Here is an 18,728-nt window from a genome sequence, read left to right as displayed (position 1 = left end):
CGCCTCCTCTGCTCCGACCGTAGAGCCCGGTCGATGGCAAAGGAGGCCGAATGGCGCTATTGACGTCTATGCCCCTTTGATGGCTTTTCGGTAGAGGAAGAACACCCGCTCGATCCGGGCCCCGGCCGCGTTCGAGTAGAACGGCACCGGCCCCACCCAGCCGATCTGCGCCGCGGTGATCCCGGCGGCCGCCTGGTCGCGCAGGCAGCGGCGCAACAGCACGCCACCGATCCCGGAGCCCTCCGCCGCCGGTGCGGTGCCCATCGGCCCGAACCAGCTCGGCCGCGCCGACCCGTACGCCGCGAACCCGAGGATCTCGCCGTCCCGTTCGGCGAGGTGCACACCCGCGTCCGGCCGTCCCACCGAACCGGCCAGCTCACCGTCCCAGGCGCCACCGAACGTGGACCGGGCGAACGCGGCGAGCGCCGGCAGGTCGTCGGAGCCGGCACGGCGTACCCTCACGCCCCGTCCGGCCAGCCGCTGCTCGGCGGCCTCGGTGGAGCGCAGCGCCGCCGACCCCTCGGCCAGCTCGGCGGTCATGTTCCAGGCGGTACGGTCCTGCCGGTAACCGAGCCGCTGCGCGGCGCAGATCGCCGGCGTGTAGCGCACGTCGATGCCCGGCCAGGCGTAGTGCGGCGGGTTGCCGGCGAGCAGCACCTCGGCCGCTCCGAGCGCGCCGAGCCGGCTCTCCGCCTCGGCCAGCAGCGTCCCGCCCACGCCCTGGCGGCGGTCCTTCGGCGCCACCGCGACCAGGTCGACGTGGCCCAGGCGCGGATCGGCCGCCGACAGCGACCCGACGAGTACGCCCACCAGCGCGCCGTCGCGTACCGCGCCGAGGCGCAGCACCGGACGGCCGGCCTCGGCCCGCTCCGACACGGTGACCACCACCGCTGACGCCTCGGCCGCGTCCTCCGGCAGGTCGAGCGACAGCCGGCACAGTTCGACCACCTCGGGCAGCCGGTCCCGGCCCAGCTCGATGATCTCCACGTCCATGGACGCCGACCCTAGAACATCGGCAGGCCAATGGACAGGGTTGTTAACCGGTCGCCGCGGACCGGGCCGCGCGCACCGCCGAGTACGCGTCCACCAGCCCGGCGCCGGAGACGTCCTGCGGTCCGCCGCAGGTGTCCGCCCCGGTGGGCGGCGTGACCGGCTGGGCGGTGTCGCGCAGGATCGCCCGGGTCCGTTCCAGGTCCCCGACCAGCGCCGGATTCGCCGACCACATCAGCGCCACCACGCCCGCGACCTGCGGCGTGGCCATCGAGGTGCCGTCCAGGGTGGCGTACCCGCCGCCCGGCATCGCGGAGAGCACGGCGGCACCCGGAGCGACCAGGTCCGGCTTGGCCCGACCGTCCGGCGCCGGGCCGCGGCTGGAGAACTCGGTGACGCGCCGCTGCCGGTCCACCGCCCCGACGGTCAGCACGTCCGCATACGGCGCGGGCGGGTCCGCGATCGAACCGCACGACGGGCCGGTGTTGCCCGCCGCGGCCACCACGAGGATGCCGGCCGCGGTCAGCGCGGCGGTCGCCGGTCGCAGCGCCCCCGGGTCGCACCCCTCCACCGGCGGGCAGCCCCACGAGTTGGTGAGCACGTCCGGGGCGCGAGAGGGACGGCCGTCGGTGAGCGGGTTCCCGCCCGGCGGGAACGGGGCCAGCATGAACTGGAGGCAGTCGAGGTAGCGGGCCGGGCTGCCCAGGTTGCGGTCCAGGTTGACGCAGCCGACCCAGCTCGCGCCCGGCGCGACGCCGATCCCGTCCCGGCCCACCGCGCTGCCCAGCGTGTGGGTGCCGTGACCACCCCGGTCGGCCGGGGCGCGGCGGCCCTCCCACGGGTCGTACCACGAGTCGTCGCCGCCCCGGAAGCCGTCCGCGAGCGCCGGGTGCCGGCCGTCCACCCCGGAGTCGGAGCTGCCCACCACCACGCCGGACCCGGTGACGCCCAGCTCGGACCACACCCGGTCCGCGCCGATCAGCGAGACGTTCCAGGCCGGGCCGGCCGGTGCCGGCGCGTCGCCGCGAGCCTGCGGGGCGAGCGCCGGCAGCGGGCGCAGCCGCTGGCTGACCAGCACCCGGGCCACCTCGGGACGGCTGGACAGCCAGGCCCGCACCGCCGGACCGCCGTCCGTCTCGATCGCGTTCACCAGGTAGTACGGCGTCGGGCTCAGCCGCATCCCGGTCAGCGTGCGGCGCAGGTCGCCCTGCGTGCGGTCGGCCGTGGCCACCAGCCGCCGGTAGACCTCGGCCGCCCGGGCGTCCCGCCCCGCCCGGCCCGGCGTCCCGGCCGGCAGGCCGGTCAGGTCGGCCTGCTCGCGCAGCACCACGAGCAGCCGCTCGCCGTACAGCCCCGGCCGGCCAGGGACGACGTACACCACGGCGACGGCGGCGAGGAGCGCGGCGGCGGCGAGCGCGGCCGCACCGCGCCGGGGCGCGTGGGCACGGGACCGGGCGAGCAGCACGCCGTACCCGACGGCCAGCAGGACCGCGACGGCGAACGCCACGCCGGTCCCCACCGCGACCCAGAACGGCATGTCGCGGGTGGCTGAGAGCAGGAGGCTGACCTCCTCGGGGTCGGTGAAGGCGAGCGGCCCCAGCAGGGCGAGCCCGACCAGCCGGCGCACCGGCGCGGACCCGGCCGGCCGGCCCGCGTGGCGGGCCGCCGCCTCCAGCGCGGCCAGCACGAAACCGAGCGGCGGCAGCAGGACCAGCGCCGGCAACTGCACGCCCGACTGCCCGGCGCCGGCGGCGAGCGGCGTCAGCGCCACGCCCGCGACCAGACCGCCGACCAGCACCAGCCGGGCCGGGCCGGGCCCGAACGCGGCCCAGAAACCGGCTCCGAGAAGCGCCCCGGCGAGCGCGCCCAGCGCGGCGGCGGCCAGACCGGCGAGCAACGTCTCCAGCGCACCGCCCAGCGCGCCCACCCAGGCCCAGGGCAGCAGCACGGCCAGGCCGGCCGCGATCGCCAGCAGCGACACCGACCCGAACCGGCCCTCCGGGACCGCGTCCACCACGACCGGCGGCCGGACGCGGCCGAGACGGACGGCGACGAGCGCGAGCGCCGCGGCGGTCACCGCGAGCGCGGCCAGGTACGCCTCGTGGTGCACCGGCGGCACGGTCCGCAGCAGCGTGGTCGCGCCGAGCGCCACCACGGCGGCGGTCCAGGCCCGGCCGGTCACCCGCAGCGCGGGGGAGCGGGGCGCGAGCGCGAGCGCCAGCGCCGGAGCGCCGGCCAGCAGCACGGTGGCCAACGCGACCACCGGCCAGCCCGCCACCGGCCGGTCCGCGCCGATCACCAGCGCCACCTGGTCGACGAGCCAGCCGGTGATCTGGCCCGGCACGGTGACCAGCACGATCCACACCCCGGTCGCCGCCGCCGCGACGACCGGCCACGGACCGGTCTCGCGCGGAGGCGGCGGTACGGGAGCGGGCGGCGGGCCGGTCAGCATGGTCATCACGGTACGGCCGGGCCGTGCCGCCGCGCGCCCGGGACGGTTACCGTTGACTGGTGCGTGACCCGAGTGTGTCCCGATCCACGGCCGGCCGGCTCTCCGCCGAGCGCCGCGCCGACGACCTGCGCCGGCTCCGGGCCGAGCGGTTCGACGTGCTGGTCATCGGCGGTGGCGTGACCGGAGCGGGCGCCGCCCTCGACGCCGCGTCCCGAGGGCTGAAGGTCGCCCTGGTGGAGGCGCGCGACTACGCTGCCGGCACGTCCAGCCGATCCAGCAAGCTGATCCACGGCGGCCTGCGCTACCTGGAGCAGTTGGAGTTCCACCTGGTCCACGAGGCGCTGACCGAGCGCGGCCTGCTCGCCACCCGGCTCGCACCGCACCTGGTCCGCCCGGTGCCGATCCTGGTGCCGCTCCCCGCCGCAGGCGGCGCGGGTGACCTGCCCGGGCGGTTCTTCCGCCGCTCCTACTACGGCCTCGGCGTGGCCGCGTACGACGCGTTCGCCGGGGTGTTCGGCGGTGGGCGCGGGATGCCGCTGCACCGGCACCTCACCCGCGAGGGCACCCGCCGGATCTTCCCCAGCCTGCGCCCGGACAAGCTGGCCGGCGCGATCCGCTACTACGACGGCCAGGTCGACGACGCCCGCCTGGTGGTGACGCTGGCGCGCACCGCGGCGAGCCTCGGCGCGACAGTGGTGACGAGCGCCCGCGCGGTCGGCCTGATCCGCCAGGCCCGGGAGGTCACCGGCGTGCGGGTCCGCGACCTGGAGGCGCCCGCCGGTTCGCCGGACGCCGAGTTCGAGGTACGCGCCCGCACCGTGATCGCCGCCACCGGCGTGTGGAGCGACGACATGTCGCGGATGCTCAACGACGTCGGCCTGCGCCCGAAGCTGCGGGTCCGGGCCTCCAAGGGGGTGCACCTCGTGGTGCCCCGCTCGGCGATCGTCGGCGAGACCGGCCTGATCCTGCGTACCGCGACGAGCGTGCTGTTCGTGATCCCCTGGGGCGGGCACTGGATCATCGGCACCACCGACACGGACTGGCAACTCGACCGGTCCCATCCGGCCGCGACCGCGAGCGACATCGACTACCTGTTGTCGCAGGTCAACGAGGTGCTGGACCGGCCGCTGACCACCGCCGACATCGAGGGCGTCTACGCCGGGCTGCGCCCGCTGCTGGCCGGCGAGGCGGACTCCACCTCCAAGCTCTCCCGCGAGCACGCGGTGGTGGAGCCGATGCTCGGCCTGCTGCTGGTCGCCGGCGGCAAGTACACCACCTACCGGGTGATGGCCTCCGACGTGGTCGACCGCGCGATGCACCGGCTCGGCCGGACCCGCCCCTCGCGTACCGCCGACCTGCCGCTGCTCGGCGCCGACGGGTACGCGGCCATGTGGCGGGACCGGGCCGACCTGGCCCGCCGGCACGGGGTGGCGGTCGGCGTGGTCGAGCACCTGCTGGAGCGCTACGGCACCCTCACGCTCGACCTGCTCGCCCTGGTCGACGCCGATCCGCTGCTCGGCTCGCCGCTGGCGGGCGCACCGGAATACCTCGCCGCCGAGGTGACGTACGCCGCCCGCGCCGAGGGCGCGCTGCACCTGGAGGACGTGCTCACCCGGCGTACCCGGATCTCGATCGAGACCAGCCACCGCGGCCTGGAGTCGGCGGAGCACGCCGCGGAGCTGATGGGCGCGGTGCTCGGCTGGGACGCGGCGACCCGGGACCGGGAGGTCGCCCACTACCGGGCGCGGGTGCTGGCCGAGCGGGAGTCGCAGCTCATGCCGGACGACATCGCGGCCGACGCGGCCCGCCTCGGCGCGCCCGACGTACGCGGATTCGCCGCCGACCGGGGCACCGACGGCCCGGGCGTTGAACTTCCGGCCTCCCCCAGGTAGGGGATCCCCGACCCGGGCCGCTCGGCCGGTAGTGCGCGCTACCTACGGAAGTGTAGGTTTCCGGCGTGGTTCGCCCATCCTGGTTGCGCGTCCCCGCCCTGTGCGTCGTGGTCCTGCTGGCTCTGACCGGCTGCTCCTTCGGCCAGGCGGAGGGCGCCACCACACCCGGGGCGGCGGGCACGGCCAGTCCGACACCGGACAGCAGGCGCGTCTCCCTGGTGCAGCGGCTCGGTGACGGCCCGGTCCGCAACCTGGACGTGGACCCGTCGGGCCGCTGGCAGTGCCGCGACTGCGCCGGTGACGGCGTCGACGCCACCGGCACGCTGAACCCGGACCAGACGCGGCGGCTCCAGCGGATGCTCGCGGACCCGGCGATGGCGAAGGAGACCGACCAGGCCCGCGGCTACAAGCAGGGCTGCATCGGCGTGCTGACCTCGACGCTGCTCGTGCCGCCGGACCTGACCGTCACCATCCAGGACTGCCCGGGCGAGCCGAAGCCGAAGGTGGCCTACGAGGTGCTGCTGCTCGTCACCCAGGCCACACCGGCCGAGGACAAGGGCTGACTCAGATCACCTTGCCGGGGTTGAGCAGCCCCGCCGGGTCCAGCGCCGTCTTGATCGCCTGGTGCACGCGTACGCCCACCGGGCCGATCTCGCGGGCCAGCCAGTCCCGCTTGAGCAGCCCGACGCCGTGCTCCCCGGTGCAGGTGCCGCCCAGTTCCAGCCCCAGCCGCATGATCTCGTCGAATGCTCGCCGTCCCCGGGCCAGGCTCGCCGGATCGGCCCGGTCGACCACGATGTTGGGGTGCATGTTGCCGTCGCCCGCGTGGCCGACCACACCGATCGGCACCTGGCACGCCTCCGCGATCCGGGCCACCCCGTCGAGCAGCTCCGCCAGCCGGCCGCGCGGCACCGCCACGTCGTCGATGACCAGGCCGCCGTTGCCGCCCGGGAACGTCTCGGCCGCGAACCGCTCCATGGCCGGATGGGCCAGCCGCCGCGCCTGGAGCAGGGCGGCGGCCTCGGTCGCGTCGGTGGCCGCGTAGACCTCGTCGGCGCCCGCCGCGGTGCAGACCTCGGCCAGCCGGGCCAGGTCGTCGGCGGCCCGGGCACCGGTGTCCACCGCGGCGAGCAGCAGCGCCTCGGCGTCCGTGCGCAGACCCATCGGCCGGTACGCCTCGATCGCCCGCAGATGCGTCCGGTCCAGCAGTTCCAGCAGGCTCGGGGTGAGCCCTCGTTCGGCGATCCCGGCGACCGCGCCACCGGCCGTCGCCACCGTGGGGAAGACCGCGACCAGGGTCAGTGACTCCTCCGGGGCCGGACGCAACGCCACTGTCACCTCGGTGATCACGCCGAGCGTGCCCTCCGAACCCACGAACAGCCGGGTCAGGTCGTACCCGGCCACCCCCTTGGCGGTACGCCGTCCGGTGCGCAGCACCTCGCCGGAGGCGAGCACCACCTCCAGGCCCAGCACGTACTCGCTGGTCACGCCGTACTTCACGCAGCACATGCCACCGGCGTTGGTGGCCACGTTGCCGCCGATGGTGGACGACTCCCAGGAGCCGGGATCCGGCGGATACCAGAGGCCGTGCTCCCGTACCGCGCGGGCGAGCGCCGCGTTCACCACGCCCGGCTGCACCACAGCGATCCGGCCGACCGGGTCGATCTCCCGGACCGCGTCCATCGCCACGGTGCTCACCACCACCGCGCCGGCGACCGCGTTCGCCGCGCCGGCCAGCCCGGTCCGCGCACCCTGCGGCACCACGGGTACGCCGTGCCGCGCGGCCGCCCGGACCACCGCCACCACCTCGCCGGTGTCGCGGGGACGTACCACCGCCAGCGGGGTGCCCGAGTCGCACAGGTCGGCCTCGTCGCGCTCGTGCCCGGCCAGCAGGTCCGGGTCGGTCAGCACGGCGGCGTCGCCGAGCGCGGCCCGCAGGTCGTCGAGGAGGGGATGGGCGGCCATGCCGGGAAGGCTACCGGCGTACCGTCTGTTGCCGTGCTCTACCTGGACCCGCCCACCGTGCCCTGGCGCGGCCGGCTCTGGTCGCACCTGATCAGCGACGTCTCGTACGCCGAGCTGCACGCGTTCGCCGAGATGCTCGGCGCGCCCCGGCGCGGCTTCGACCGGGACCACTACGACGTGCCGGCCGAGCGGTTCCGGGCGGCGGTCTGGCTCGGCGCCACGGTCGTGCCCTCGCGGGAGATCGTCCGGCTGCTGCGTGACGCCGGTCTGCGCCGCCCGAAGCACCGCGTCTCAGGCGAGATCGGCCAGTTCCCGGGACAGGTTGGCGCGCGCCCGAGCCTCCCAGCGGGCGTGCGGCTCGGGTAGGCGGTACAGCGCCGGCAGGGCGAGCAGGTGCCGCAGCACCGCGGCCCGGCCGGCGCGGAAGTCCGGATCGGCCACGTGCGCGTACTCGGCGCGGATCGCGGCGGCGTACCTGTCGTAGCGGTCCGCCGGGGCGGCGAGCACCGCCAGGTCGGCGTCGCACAGCAACGCGCCGTCCGGGTCGTCCGGCCCGACCACGTGACCGGCGGTGAGCAGCACCAGGCGGCGTACCCCGGTCACCGTCGCGGCCGGGAGCCCGGCGGCGGCCAGCAGCTCGCCGGCCAGGTCGGCGCTGGCCCGCTCGTTGGCGTCGCCCGCCGCGCGCGGGTCGTAGACCGCGTCGTGGCACCACGCCGCCAGCCGGACCAGGTCGGGGTCGCGGGCCAGACCGGCGTACGCGTCGACCACGTCGAGCACCGCCCGCAGGTGCGCCTCGTCGTGGTAGCGCCGGTGCGGCTCCCGCCAGCCCGCCAGCAGCCGGGCGCCGGCCCGGTCGACTCCCACCGGATCGGTCGCGCGCGCCGCCCGTGCCGTCTCCCGCCACCGTGCCGTCAGGTCGTCCACCGGGTGCAGTCTGCCCCACTCCGCGATCGGACCGGGGATTCAGCGGGATCGTCGCGGGTAGTACCCGCCATGGCCCGGGACCGACGACTGCCGTTTCTTCGTCGCGGCGATCAGCGAGAAGGCCCGGGTGACCGTGACGGCCAGCGGATCGCCTCCGCGATGGACGAACTGCGGCACCGCAGCAAGGCCACACTGCACGACCGGCTGCACCGGGTCCGTACCGCGTTCGGCCTGGCGGTGCAGGCCGGGCTCGCCGCCGGCCTGGCGTACCTGATCTCCCACCGGCTGCTGAAGAACCCCCAGCCGGTCTTCGCGCCGATCTCCGCGGTCGGCACGCTCGCCGCCTCGGTGGGGCAACGGTTCCGCCGCACCGTCGAGTTGATCGTCGGGGTGGCCGTCGGCGTGCTCGTCGGCGACGCGCTCATCTACTTCGTCGGCACCGGCGCGTGGCAGCTCGCGCTCGTCGTGACCTCGGCGATCCTGCTGAGCATCTTCGCCGGGGCGAGCGTCGCCATCGTGATCCAGGCGGCGGCCACCGCCGTGCTGATCGTGACGCTCAGCCCGTCCACGGAGAACCTGGAGTTCCCCCGCTTCATCGACGCGTTCCTCGGCGGCGGCATCGCGCTGCTGGTCACCGCCATCCTGCTGCCGCTCAACCCGCTGCGGGTGATCAACCGGGCCGCCCGGCCGGCGCTGGACCTGCTCTCCGACCAGCTCGACGCCTGCGCCGACGCGTTGCGCAGCGGGGACCGGGAAGCGGCCCAGCGGGCGCTGCTCCGGCTGCGCGAGAACAAGGAGGAACTGGCCGCGCTCTCCGAGGCGATCGAAGGCGCCAAGGAGACGAGCACGCTCTCCCCGGCCCGCTGGCACCGGCGCGGCGAGCTGACCCACTACGCCGAGGCCGCCGACCCGATCGACCGGGCCATGCGCAACAGCGGCACGCTGATCCGCCGCGCCGTCACCATGATCGAGGACGAGGAGCCGATCCCCGAGCCGATGCCGGACGCGATCGGTCACCTGGCCGAGTCGGTACGCCTGCTCCGGCAGGAGTTCGCCGCCGGACAGGAGCCGGAGGAGGCCCGCGAACGGTCGCTGCGCGCGGTGAGCGAGGCCGGCCGGGCGTACGCCGAGGGGGTGGGCTTCTCCGGCAGCGTGGTGATCGCCCAGGTACGGACCACGGCGAGTGACCTGTTGGTGGCCTCCGGGATCGAGCAGGATGAGGCGAACCGGCTGGTGCGGCAGGCGTTCGGCGAGAACCGCCAGGGCGAACCCGCAGCCCGGAACCCCGCCGCCCACCCGCCCACAGCCCCACCCGTCGGCTGACCCCCGTCGCCGGGCCCCCGGGCTTCTCCGCGGCGATCATGAAGTTAGCTGGCGAGAGAGCGCTTTCCGGAGCGGTCAACGTCATGATCGACGGGGTGGGGTGGGGTGGCGGTGGGGTGGCGGTGGGGTGGCGGCGGGGTTAGGGGAGGTGGGTCAGGGCGGTCAGGAGGGCGTCCACCTCGGCCGTGGTGGTGCCGAGGCCGAGGCTGGCTCGTAGGGCGGTCGGGGGCAGGTCGGTGCGGCCGGTACGGGCGGCGGCCTCGGCCAGCAGGCGCCGGGTCAGCGGGTGCGCACAGAACAGGCCGTCGCGTACCCCGATCCGGTGCCGGCTCGCCAGGTGGGCGGCCACCTCGGCGGAGTCCCGTCCGGCGACCACGAAGCTGACGATGCCCACCCGGGGCGCGTCCGGGTCGAACACGCGCAGCTCCACCACGTCCGGCAGCGCGGCCAGGCCGGTACGCAGCCGGGCCAGCAGCGCCTGTTCCCGGGCGTGCAGCGCGTTCCGGTCGGCCGCGCCGAGCGCCTCGCAGACCGCGGCGAGCGCCACCGCGCCGAGCAGGTTCGGGGTGCCGGCCTCGTGCCGGGCCGGGCCGGCCGTCCAGCGCACCTCGTGCGTCGCCGCGCCGACGTGGCTGGTGGCGCCGCCTCCGGCCAGGTACGGCGGGGCCGCGTCCAGCCAGTCCGCGCGCCCGGCCAGCACGCCGGCGCCGAACGGGGCGTACAGCTTGTGCCCGGACAGGGCCAGGTAGTCCACGTCCAGCGCGGTCAGGTCGACCGGTGCGTGCGGGGCGAGCTGCGCGGCGTCGACCAGGATGCGGGCGCCGTGCCGGTGGGCCACCCGGGCCAGCTCGGCGACCGGCCAGCATTCGCCCGTGACGTTGCTCGCGCCGGTGACCGCGACCAGCACGGGCAGGCCGGGCCGGGCGTCGCGTGCGAGTTCGCCGAGCGCCGCCGCGAGGGACCGGACCGCGCCGGCCGGGCTGTCCGGCACCGGCAGCCGTACCGAGCCGCGCGGCCAGGGCAGCAGGTTGGCGTGGTGCTCGCCGCCGAACGTGATCACCGTGGTGCCGGCGGGCAGGGCGCGGGCCAGCAGGTTCAGCGCGTCGGTGGTGTTCCGGGTGAAGATCACGTGATCGTCGGGGCGGGCGCCGAGGAAGTCGCCGACGGTCTGCCGGGCCCGCTCGTATGCGAGCGTGCAGCGCCGCGACAGCGCGCCCGCGCCGCGGTGCACACTCGCGTACCAGGGAAGAAGCCCAGCCACCGCGTCGGCCGCGGCCCGCGAGCACGGCGCGCTGGCGGCGTGGTCCAGGTTGATCTCCCCCGGTACGCCGAGCACGCCGAGCGGGTCGGGCCGGACCGGGGCGGTCAGCACGGGCAGCGAGGGTACGAGGGTGAGGGTCATGCCGGAGCCTCCCGGGTCACAGGGACCCCAGGTGGTGCCGGGACGGGGTCCGCGCTTGCCCGGCGCGCGGAGCGGCACCGGGCCCGGTCATCACCCGGGGCACCCCACCGCGAACCTCGACGAGGGTTGCCGGCCAGCAAGCCGGGGCTTGACGCTGGCGCTCGTGACCTGTCCGGGAGCATAGCCCTCACGATGGGACCGGACCAGTGGGTCGTGGGTGACTACGCTGACCGCATGGCCGACATCCCGCCCGGCGCAGCCCCGCCGCCACCGCACGCGCCCGCCGCCCCGCCGGGGGCGCCGGCGCCCCGGATGCCGCTGCGCCGGCTCGGCTGGCGGCGCTTCCTGGTGCTGGCCGGTGTGGTGCTGCTGATCGCGGCCGGTGCGCTGTTCATGGTGTTCACGCTCGGCGAGAGCCTGGGCGCCGAGGCGCTGCTGATCGGCGTGATCGCGGCGATCCTGCCGGTACCGGTGCTGGTCTTCTGCTTCCTCTGGCTCGACCGTTACGAACCGGAGCCGCTGAAGTACCTGATCTTCTGCTTCGCCTGGGGCGCCTTCGTCTCCACCGCGATCTCGTTGCTGGTGAACACGGCCAGCGCGGGGCTGTTCGAAGACCGGGGGCTGCCGGTCGCGTTGACCGCGGTGCTGGTCGCGCCGTTCATCGAGGAGCTGACCAAGGCGGCCGGCCCGCTCCTGGTGCTGATCTTCCGGCGGCGGGAGTTCTCCGGCATCACCGACGGCCTGGTCTACTGCGGGCTCTCCGCGGTCGGCTTCGCCATGGTGGAGAACATCCTCTACCTGGGCGGGCACGGCTACCGTGCCGGCGCCGACGAGTACGGCCCGGCCACCGGCGCGCAGCAGGTGATCGCGATCTTCATCGTCCGGATCCTGCTGTTCGGCTTCGCCCACCCGCTGTTCACGTCGATGACCGGCGTCGGGCTGGGTGTCGCCGCGCGTACCGCCGACCGGCGGGTACGGGTGCTCGCGCCGCTCGCCGGGCTGCTGCTGGCGATGATCCTGCACGGCACCTGGAACCTGCTGCCCTCGCTGGCCCAGGCCACCGGGGAGACCGTGATCGTGCTCTACGGCTACATCGGCGTGATGGTGCCGATCTTCTTCGCGATGGTCGGGCTGGCGGTCTGGCTGCGCGCCTGGGAGGGCCGGCTGACCGAGCGCACGCTGCCCGACTACGTACGCGCGGGCTGGCTCACCCCGCCCGAGGTGGCGGCGCTGGGCAGCCTGGGCCGGCGGCACGCGGCGCGTACCTGGGCGCGACGGGTCGCCGGTGACGGCGGGGTACGCGCGATGCGCGGCTACCAGTTCGCCGCGACCCGTCTGGCGCTTCTGCGGGACGGGATGCGCCGAGGGCTGGACCGCAAGCCGGAGGAGCGGGAGCGGACGGCACGGGAGGAACGGGAGCTGCTGGACGCGATCACCGCGTACCGGTCGTTCTTCGTCGGTCGTGACCCGCAGGCGCCGGTCGGGGTCTGGGACGGTCAGCGCTACCACCTGCGGTTCCCGGACGGTTCGCAGCGCCCGGTCGAGGCGCCGGACGACCCGGTGGTGCCGATCCCGGTGGTGCTGGCCCAGCCGCCCGCCTTCCCGCAGGGCGGCTACGGCCCGAGCGGCTGGCACGGCGGCCCGGGCGCCGGTCACGGTCCGGCTTCCGGCCACGGCTACGGCCCGGGTGCCGGCCACGGCCCGGGCGGCTGGCACGACCCGGGCGCGCCCTGGCACCCCGGGCGCTGATGCCGGTCGGCTCGTCAGCGGCGGTGGTCAGCTCATCAGGCCGGTCAGGAAGTCGCCGAGCCCCTGGGCGATGGCCATCAGCGCACCGCCGATGCCCTTGAACACCTGCGCCGCCCCGTCCGGCCGGAACGCCATGAAGTAGATCAGGAACGCGAGGAATCCCCAGGCGAGGATCTTTTTGATCACTACCGGCATGGTGTCCCTCCCCAGGGCGCGCTGAGGTGCCTGGGCTTCCCGCCGGGCAGCGCCGCAAACAGCGTCGCCGCGGAGCGACCGGCGTCGGGGGCCGCCGTCGGAGGTGAGAGCTACAGGTAGAGACCGGTGGAGCCGGCGGCGGCGGTCTCCACCCGCTCGGCCGCCACGGCGTGCACGTCCCGCTCGCGCAGCAGCACGTACGCCCGCCCGTGCAACTCGACCTCGGAGCGCTCGTCCGGGTCGAACAGCACCCGGTCGCCGGCCACGACCGCGCGGACGTTGGGCCCGACGCCGACCGCTGTGGCCCAGGCCAGCCGCTTGCCCACGGCTGCCGTCGCGGGGATCACGATGCCGGCGGTGGAGCGGCGTTCCCCCTCGCCACCCTCGGTACGCACCAGCACGCGGTCGTGCAGCAGGCGGATCGGCAGCCCGGCGTCGAGACTCTGGTCGGCGGTCACGCGAAGACGCTACCGCGTGGCCGTCGGTCGATTCCGGCGTGGTTGGCGAGAGCGCCGGGCGGGCAATGTGTGGCCGAGTCGCCCTAGGGTGGGGCGTACGGACGTATCCTGTGCCCCCTGCGACCGGGTGGGGCTGATTTTGCCGGAGGTGCGCTTGAGCCGCTTCGAGCGGATGCGCGGACGGCTCCGCCGCGCGTACGAGTCGGGCCGGGAGACGGCCCGCACCCGGCGGGCCGCCGCGGAGGCAGGGGACGCGGGAGTGGCCTCGCCCGCCGCGCCGGGGCCGCCCGCCTCACCGGAGGCGATGGTCGTGGGCGCCGGGTCGCCGGCGGCGCTGCACTCCTCGACGGTCAGCCGGGACGACACGGAGGTGCCGCACGCGCTGCGCATCGCCGCCGCCTGGTGCTGGCGGCTGATCGTGATCGGCATCGTGACCTGGGCCCTCATCAGGATCATCGGCACGATCAGCATCGTGATCATCCCGTTGACGGTCGCGCTGCTGCTCTCCGCGCTGCTCGCCCCGGCGGTCGGTTGGTTGCTCCGGGCCCGCCTGCCCCGCTCGCTGGCCACCGGCGTGGTGCTGGTCGGCGGCCTGGCCGCGGTGGTCGGCACGCTGACGCTCGTGGTGAACGAGTTCATCAAGGGCGTCCCGAAGCTGAGCGAGAAGTCCTCCGAGGGCGTCCGGCAGATCCAGGACTGGTTCAAGACCGGGCCGCTGCACCTGTCCGACAGCCAGCTCGACCGCTACATCGACGAGGCGCAGAACTGGATCAACGGCAACACCGAGCGGTTCACCAGCGGCGCGCTCAGCACCGCCGCCACGCTGGCCGAGGTGCTCACCGGCGCCGTGCTGGTGCTCTTCGCCACGTTCTTCTTCCTCCGCGACGGCAACAACATCTGGCGGTTCCTGGTCCGGCTGCTGCCGGTTGCGGCGCGGTGGAAGGTCGACGACGCCGGGCGCGCGTCCTGGGCGACGCTCGGCGCGTACGTGCGGGCCACCGTGCTCGTCGCCTTCATCGACGCGGTCGGCATCGGCATCTTCCTGGTGCTGTTCGACATCCCGTTCGCGTTCCCGCTGGCCGCGCTGGTCTTCCTGGGCGCGTTCATCCCGATCGTCGGCGCGTTCCTGTCCGGCGTGGTGGCCGTGCTGGTGGCGCTCGTCGACAGCGGCCCGGTGACCGCCCTGATCATCCTCGGCGCGGTGGTCGGCGTGCAGCAGGTCGAGGGCCACGTGCTTCAGCCGCTGATCATGGGCCGGGCGGTGGCCATCCACCCGCTCGCCGTGATCATCGGCATCGCCGCCGGTGTGGTGCTGGCCGGCATCGCCGGCGCGCTCGTCGCGGTGCCGCTGATCGCCGTGGTCAACACCGCGGTCCGGCGGCTCGCCGCGCGTACCGTGCCGGACACCCCACCGGACGCGGTGGTGGTCGCCTCCCAGGCGCCCTGACCGGCAACAGCTCCGCCGACGCCCGCGTCACCCCACCCGGGGAGGCGCGGGCGTCAGCTCTTGGCGAGCCGTTCCAGCGCGCCCCGGGCCACCTCCGGCCGCGTCGTGTACCAGAACGGCGGCAGCGAGCGGCGCAGGAACGGGCCGTACCCGCGCGCCGTCTCCAGCCGCGAGTCGAGCACCGCGACGACGCCCCGGTCGCCGGTGGCCCGGATCAGCCGGCCGACGCCCTGGGCCAGCCGGACCGCCGCGATCGGCACACTCACCGCCGCGAACCCGGAGCCGCCGCCCGCGTCCACCGCCGCCGCCCGCGCCGCCGCGAGCGGTTCGTCGGGGCGGGGGAACGGCAACCTGTCGATCACCACGAGCTGGCAGGCGTCGCCCGGCACGTCCACGCCCTGCCACAGCGACATCACCCCGAACAGGCAGCTCTCCCGCTCCTGGCGGAACCGGCGGACCAGCAACGGCAGCGCCTCCTCGCCCTGGAGCAGCACCGGCAGGTCGGTCCGCGCGCGGACCAGCTCCGCCGCCTGCTGCGCGGCCCGCCGCGACGAGAAGAGCCCGAGGGTACGACCACCGAGCGCCTCGACCAGCGCCAGCAGCTCCTCGCCGGCCGGCCCGGGCAGCCCGGAGACGCTGGGGCGGGGCAGGTGCGCTGCCACGTACAGGATGCCCTGCCGGGCGTAGTCGAACGGCGAGCCGACGTCGAGCGAACTCCAGCCCGGCCCCTCGGTCGCCGGTACGGTGCCGATCGCCGCCCGGCTGCCCTCGGTGGCGGCCACCGGCGTGACCTGGGCGCGGCCGGCGGCGGCAGCGGTGGCGAGCGCGGCGGCGGCCGGGGACGGCGGGGCGGGCGGCGGCGCGTCCAGCCCCAGCGCCCGGGCCACCGTGTCGAAGCGCCCGCCCAGCGCCAGCGTGGCCGAGGTGGCGACCACTGTGCGCTCGTCGTACAGGTGGGTGGCGAGCGTGCCCGCCACCGACAGCGGCGCCACCACGAGCGCCCGGCGACTGCCGTTGTCCGGCTTCTCGACCCAGGCGACGTCGTGGTCGGCCTCCTCGAGCAGCCGCTGGGCGGTGGTGGACAGCTCGTCCAGCACCGCCTTGGCCTGCTGCTTGCGTACCGGGTCGGGGTCGTCGGCCTTCACGTCGCCGATCGCCTCCAGCGCGGCCCGGGTCGCCGAGTCCAGCAGCGTGCACGCCTCACGCAGCGCTGGCGGCAGACCGGCGGTGAGCCGCCCGGCCGGCGCCTCGGCCAGCCCCACCGCGAGCGCGTCACCGGCCTCGGTGAGCCGCTCGGCCACGTCGGGGCGCAGCAGCGGCCGGGCCCGCCGGGTGGACCTGTCGATCAGCTCCGGCACCAGCTCCGCCTGGGCGGCGGAGGAGACCCGGTCGGCCAGCTCGTGCGCCTCGTCCACCACGAGCAGCCGGTGCGGCGGCACGATGTGCCGCCCGGCGAGCATGTCGACGGCGAGCAGGCTGTGGTTGGTGACCACGATGTCGGCCTCCCGGGCGCGCGCCCGGGACGCCTCCGCGAAGCACTCCTGGCCGAACGGGCAGCGGCTCGCGCCGACGCACTCCCGGGCCGGCATGGACACGCTGCGCCACACCTGGTCGTCCACGCCCGGATCCAGCTCGTCGCGGTCGCCGGTGGCGGTCTCCTCGGCCCAGTCGCGCAGCCGCTGCACCTGCTTGCCCAGACGGCCCGCCTCACCGAGCCACTTGGTGCCCCCGTTGCCGGGGCGCGGCGCGTCGAACAGCACGTCGTCCGGCTCGTCCTCGACCGAGCTGTCCAACCGGGCCAGGCACAGGTAGTGGTGGCGCCCTTTCAGCACGGCGAAGGTGGGACGGCGGCCCAGCACCGGCTCGACCGCGTCGGCCAGCCTCGGCAGGTCGTGCTCGACGAGCTGGGACTGCAACGCGAGCGTGGCGGTGGAGACCACCACCGGCCCGTCCACTGTCAGCGCCGGAGCGAGGTAGGCGAGGGACTTGCCGGTGCCCGTGCCGGCCTGCACAAGCAGGTGCTCGCCGGAGGCGATGCTGCGCTCGATCGCCTCGGCCATCTGCTGCTGACCCGGCCGTGCCGCGCCGCCCGGAACCGCGCCCACCGCGGCGGTCAGCAGCTCCCCGGCACCGGCGCGGCCACTGCGGCGCTTCTTCGGGACGGCCGGGCCGGTGGCGGTGCGGGACGGGGTCACCGTGCGACCGTACCCGCCGGCACCGACGGGGGTCCGGCCGCTCCGGCGGCGTGGCGGGACGGCGGGTCGCGTCCGGTTACCTGCCGATCGCGTGGCGTGGCCGGAATCGGTTAGGGTGCCAGGCATGCCGAGCGACGTGGTCCGCGTGATCTACCGCAAGTACGACGGCAGCGCCCACCGCGACTACCCGGCCCGCCGGCTCGCCGAGGACGACCTCGGCGTCTGGCTCGGCGTGCCCGCCGGCACCGAGTCCGTCTACCACGGCCGCCCGTCCGTCGAGCAGATCCCGTTCGTCCTGCTGGTGCCGCACCACGGCTGGTGGACCGGCATGTTCAACCCGCCGCCGCGCACCAGCGAGGTCTACTGCGACATCGCCACCCCGGCCCGCTGGGAGGGTGAGGAGACGGTCCACCTGATCGACCTCGACCTGGACGTGGTGCGCCGCCGCGAGACCGGCCTGGTCGAGCTGCGTGACGAGGACGAGTTCGCCGTGCACCGGGCCCGCTGGGGCTACCCGGACGACGTGGTCACCGAGGCCGAGGCCGCGTCCCGCTGGCTGCTCGGCGCGCTCGGCGACGGCACCGAGCCGTTCGCCACGTCGTACCGGAAGTGGCTCGCAGTGGTGGTCTGAGCCGGCTCACCAGCGCGGCGGCCAGACGGCGTCCGGCCCCAGCGGCGGCAGCCCGCTCACCTTGTCCGGGTTGAGCTGGTTGAACACGCCGGTGACCCGCCCCTCGTGGACCGCGAACGAGGTGACCATCCGGATGGTCCGCCCGTCCCGGTGGAAGAACTCCGTCTGCCACCCCAGCGTGCCGTCCACCAGCACCGGCCGGCCGCGCAGTCCACCCCGCTGCCGGGCCTGGCCGTACAGGCCGAGGAGCAGGCGGGCGACCGAGTCGACGCCGGCCACCGGCCGGCGTCCCGCCGGGAAGTGACCGCCGGCGTCGCCGATCGACACGACGTCGGGGGCGAGCACGCGGACCAACTGCTCCAGCTCACCCGACTCCACCGCGGCGGCGAACGCGGCGAGCACCCGCCGCTGTTCGGCGATGTCGGCGCTGTGCCGGGGCGCGTCCGGCCCGTGCACCGCCCGGCGGGCGCGCGACGCCAGCTGACGGGCCGCCTCCGGCGTCACCGCGAGCACGTCCGCCACGTCGGGGAACGGCACCGCGAACACGTCGTGCAGCACGAACGCCACCCGCTGCTCCGGCGTCAGCCGTTCCAGCACCACCAGCAGCGCGGTACCGAGCTGGTCGGCCCGTACCGCCCGCTCGGCCGGGTCGGGCGCGAACCCGTCCGCCGCCGGCGCCGCGGTCACCACCGGCTCGGGGAGCCACTGACCGGGGTACGCCTCCCGGCGCACCCGGGCGGAGCGGAGCACGTCCAGGCAGATCCGGGAGCAGGTGGTGATCAGCCAGCCCCGCAGGTCGCGTACGCGGGCGCGCTCCTCCGGGTCGCTCAGCGCGCCGGAGTAGCGCAGCCAGGTCTCCTGCACCGCGTCCTCGGCCTCGCTGCGGCTGCCGAGCATCCGCTGCGCGACCGCCAGGAGACGCCCTCGTTCCGCCTCGAACTCCCCCGCAAGCTCCTCCACCCACCCATTCTCCCGCCCCCGCCCCCGCCCCACCGCCCCGCCCGCCCCGCCCCGCCCCCGGCGGCCCTCGCTGATCTTGCAGTTGCCGCCCCGGCAAACGGTGCTTTCCGGGCGTGCCGGGGACCGCAACCGCAAGATCGGC

16 protein-coding genes and 1 riboswitch are annotated in these 18,728 nt (G+C 75.5%); of the genes, 7 read left to right on the top strand and 9 right to left on the bottom strand.

Annotation, left to right across the window (positions count from 1 at the left end; genetic code table 11):
- Positions 1-66: 66 nt before the first annotated feature.
- Both GA0070562_RS22165 and GA0070562_RS22160 read right to left on the bottom strand, forming a co-directional pair.
- Positions 67-993, bottom strand: a complete 927-nt coding sequence (locus GA0070562_RS22165; RefSeq protein ID WP_091425487.1) for a GNAT family N-acetyltransferase — start codon at positions 991-993, stop codon at positions 67-69.
- Positions 994-1,036: 43 nt separating this feature from the next.
- The gene (locus tag GA0070562_RS22160; protein ID WP_091425485.1) at positions 1,037-3,448 is read right to left on the bottom strand and encodes a S8 family serine peptidase; all 2,412 of its coding nucleotides are present in this window, start codon (positions 3,446-3,448) and stop codon (positions 1,037-1,039) included.
- A gap of 68 nt (positions 3,449-3,516) precedes the next feature.
- On the opposite strand from GA0070562_RS22160, the gene GA0070562_RS22155 reads away from it, so the two are divergent.
- Together GA0070562_RS22155 and GA0070562_RS22150 are read left to right on the top strand one after the other, a co-directional pair.
- Entirely contained in the window at positions 3,517-5,334 is a 1,818-nt protein-coding gene (locus GA0070562_RS22155) for a glycerol-3-phosphate dehydrogenase/oxidase (RefSeq protein ID WP_091425483.1), read from the top strand.
- A gap of 65 nt (positions 5,335-5,399) precedes the next feature.
- Complete coding sequence (locus tag GA0070562_RS22150) at positions 5,400-5,897, top strand: hypothetical protein (RefSeq protein WP_091425480.1); 498 nt, start codon at positions 5,400-5,402, stop codon at positions 5,895-5,897.
- Between the two features lies 1 nt (position 5,898).
- On the opposite strand, the gene GA0070562_RS22145 is transcribed toward GA0070562_RS22150, so the two are convergent.
- Positions 5,899-7,299 (bottom strand): FAD-binding oxidoreductase, encoded by a 1,401-nt coding sequence (locus tag GA0070562_RS22145; RefSeq protein WP_091425479.1) that lies wholly within the window; start codon positions 7,297-7,299, stop codon positions 5,899-5,901.
- Positions 7,300-7,332: 33 nt separating this feature from the next.
- On the opposite strand from GA0070562_RS22145, the gene GA0070562_RS22140 reads away from it, so the two are divergent.
- A complete protein-coding gene (locus tag GA0070562_RS22140) occupies positions 7,333-7,665 on the top strand; it encodes a DUF4031 domain-containing protein (protein ID WP_091425477.1) in 333 nt (110 codons plus the stop codon).
- On the opposite strand, the gene GA0070562_RS22135 is transcribed toward GA0070562_RS22140, so the two are convergent.
- On the bottom strand, positions 7,591-8,226 hold the full coding sequence (locus GA0070562_RS22135) for an HD domain-containing protein (protein ID WP_091425474.1): 636 nt from the start codon (positions 8,224-8,226) through the stop codon (positions 7,591-7,593). The two genes, GA0070562_RS22140 and GA0070562_RS22135, sit on opposite strands and share 75 nt — an antisense overlap.
- 69 nt (positions 8,227-8,295) lie before the next feature.
- Between GA0070562_RS22135 and GA0070562_RS22130 the strand changes: the two genes are divergently transcribed.
- Entirely contained in the window at positions 8,296-9,549 is a 1,254-nt protein-coding gene (locus GA0070562_RS22130; protein WP_091425472.1) for an FUSC family protein, read from the top strand.
- A gap of 139 nt (positions 9,550-9,688) precedes the next feature.
- Here the strand turns inward: GA0070562_RS22130 and GA0070562_RS22125 are convergent, their stop codons facing one another.
- Positions 9,689-10,951: an aminotransferase class V-fold PLP-dependent enzyme gene (locus GA0070562_RS22125; protein WP_091425470.1), complete on the bottom strand. Its 1,263-nt coding sequence runs from the start codon at positions 10,949-10,951 to the stop codon at positions 9,689-9,691.
- 46 nt (positions 10,952-10,997) lie between these two features.
- Positions 10,998-11,120, bottom strand: a riboswitch (SAM riboswitch).
- Positions 11,121-11,143: 23 nt separating this feature from the next.
- On the opposite strand from GA0070562_RS22125, the gene GA0070562_RS22120 reads away from it, so the two are divergent.
- Positions 11,144-12,700 (top strand): PrsW family intramembrane metalloprotease, encoded by a 1,557-nt coding sequence (locus GA0070562_RS22120; RefSeq protein WP_175438827.1) that lies wholly within the window; start codon positions 11,144-11,146, stop codon positions 12,698-12,700.
- A gap of 27 nt (positions 12,701-12,727) precedes the next feature.
- Here the strand turns inward: GA0070562_RS22120 and GA0070562_RS30355 are convergent, their stop codons facing one another.
- Positions 12,728-12,886 carry a hypothetical protein gene (locus GA0070562_RS30355; RefSeq protein ID WP_162881441.1) on the bottom strand — a complete coding sequence of 53 codons (159 nt, stop codon included), beginning with the start codon at positions 12,884-12,886 and terminating at the stop codon, positions 12,728-12,730.
- Between the two features lie 119 nt (positions 12,887-13,005).
- A complete protein-coding gene (locus GA0070562_RS22115) occupies positions 13,006-13,353 on the bottom strand; it encodes a GroES family chaperonin (protein ID WP_091425468.1) in 348 nt (115 codons plus the stop codon).
- Positions 13,354-13,525: 172 nt separating this feature from the next.
- Between GA0070562_RS22115 and GA0070562_RS22110 the strand changes: the two genes are divergently transcribed.
- A complete protein-coding gene (locus tag GA0070562_RS22110; RefSeq protein WP_307800465.1) occupies positions 13,526-14,800 on the top strand; it encodes an AI-2E family transporter in 1,275 nt (424 codons plus the stop codon).
- Positions 14,801-14,853: 53 nt separating this feature from the next.
- Here GA0070562_RS22110 and GA0070562_RS22105 read toward each other — a convergent pair whose 3' ends face one another.
- Complete coding sequence (locus GA0070562_RS22105; protein WP_091425461.1) at positions 14,854-16,995, bottom strand: ATP-dependent DNA helicase; 2,142 nt, start codon at positions 16,993-16,995, stop codon at positions 14,854-14,856.
- 124 nt (positions 16,996-17,119) lie between these two features.
- On the opposite strand from GA0070562_RS22105, the gene GA0070562_RS22100 reads away from it, so the two are divergent.
- Positions 17,120-17,626, top strand: coding sequence for a DUF402 domain-containing protein (locus GA0070562_RS22100; RefSeq protein ID WP_091425459.1), 507 nt, complete (start codon positions 17,120-17,122; stop codon positions 17,624-17,626).
- Between the two features lie 6 nt (positions 17,627-17,632).
- Here GA0070562_RS22100 and sigJ read toward each other — a convergent pair whose 3' ends face one another.
- Complete coding sequence (sigJ, locus tag GA0070562_RS22095) at positions 17,633-18,586, bottom strand: RNA polymerase sigma factor SigJ (protein ID WP_091426011.1); 954 nt, start codon at positions 18,584-18,586, stop codon at positions 17,633-17,635.
- Positions 18,587-18,728 lie beyond the last annotated feature (142 nt).

It is taken from the genome of Micromonospora tulbaghiae (genome assembly GCF_900091605.1).
GTDB classification, from domain to species: Bacteria; Actinomycetota; Actinomycetes; order Mycobacteriales; family Micromonosporaceae; genus Micromonospora; species Micromonospora tulbaghiae.
This window is presented reverse-complemented; position numbering and strand designations above follow the sequence as displayed.

Excerpts from the sequence above, each read along its gene's own strand:
- GA0070562_RS22130 (WP_091425472.1), top strand. The coding sequence starts at position 8,296 with ATGGCCCGGGACCGACGACTGCCGTTTCTTCGTCGCGGCGATCAGCGA.
- GA0070562_RS22120 (WP_175438827.1), top strand. The coding sequence starts at position 11,144 with ATGGGACCGGACCAGTGGGTCGTGGGTGACTACGCTGACCGCATGGCC.
- GA0070562_RS22100 (WP_091425459.1), top strand. The coding sequence starts at position 17,120 with ATGCCGAGCGACGTGGTCCGCGTGATCTACCGCAAGTACGACGGCAGC.
- GA0070562_RS22110 (WP_307800465.1), top strand. The coding sequence starts at position 13,526 with ATGCGCGGACGGCTCCGCCGCGCGTACGAGTCGGGCCGGGAGACGGCC.
- GA0070562_RS22125 (WP_091425470.1), bottom strand. The coding sequence starts at position 10,951 with ATGACCCTCACCCTCGTACCCTCGCTGCCCGTGCTGACCGCCCCGGTC.
- GA0070562_RS22165 (WP_091425487.1), bottom strand. The coding sequence starts at position 993 with ATGGACGTGGAGATCATCGAGCTGGGCCGGGACCGGCTGCCCGAGGTG.
- GA0070562_RS22145 (WP_091425479.1), bottom strand. The coding sequence starts at position 7,299 with ATGGCCGCCCATCCCCTCCTCGACGACCTGCGGGCCGCGCTCGGCGAC.
- GA0070562_RS22160 (WP_091425485.1), bottom strand. The coding sequence starts at position 3,448 with ATGACCATGCTGACCGGCCCGCCGCCCGCTCCCGTACCGCCGCCTCCG.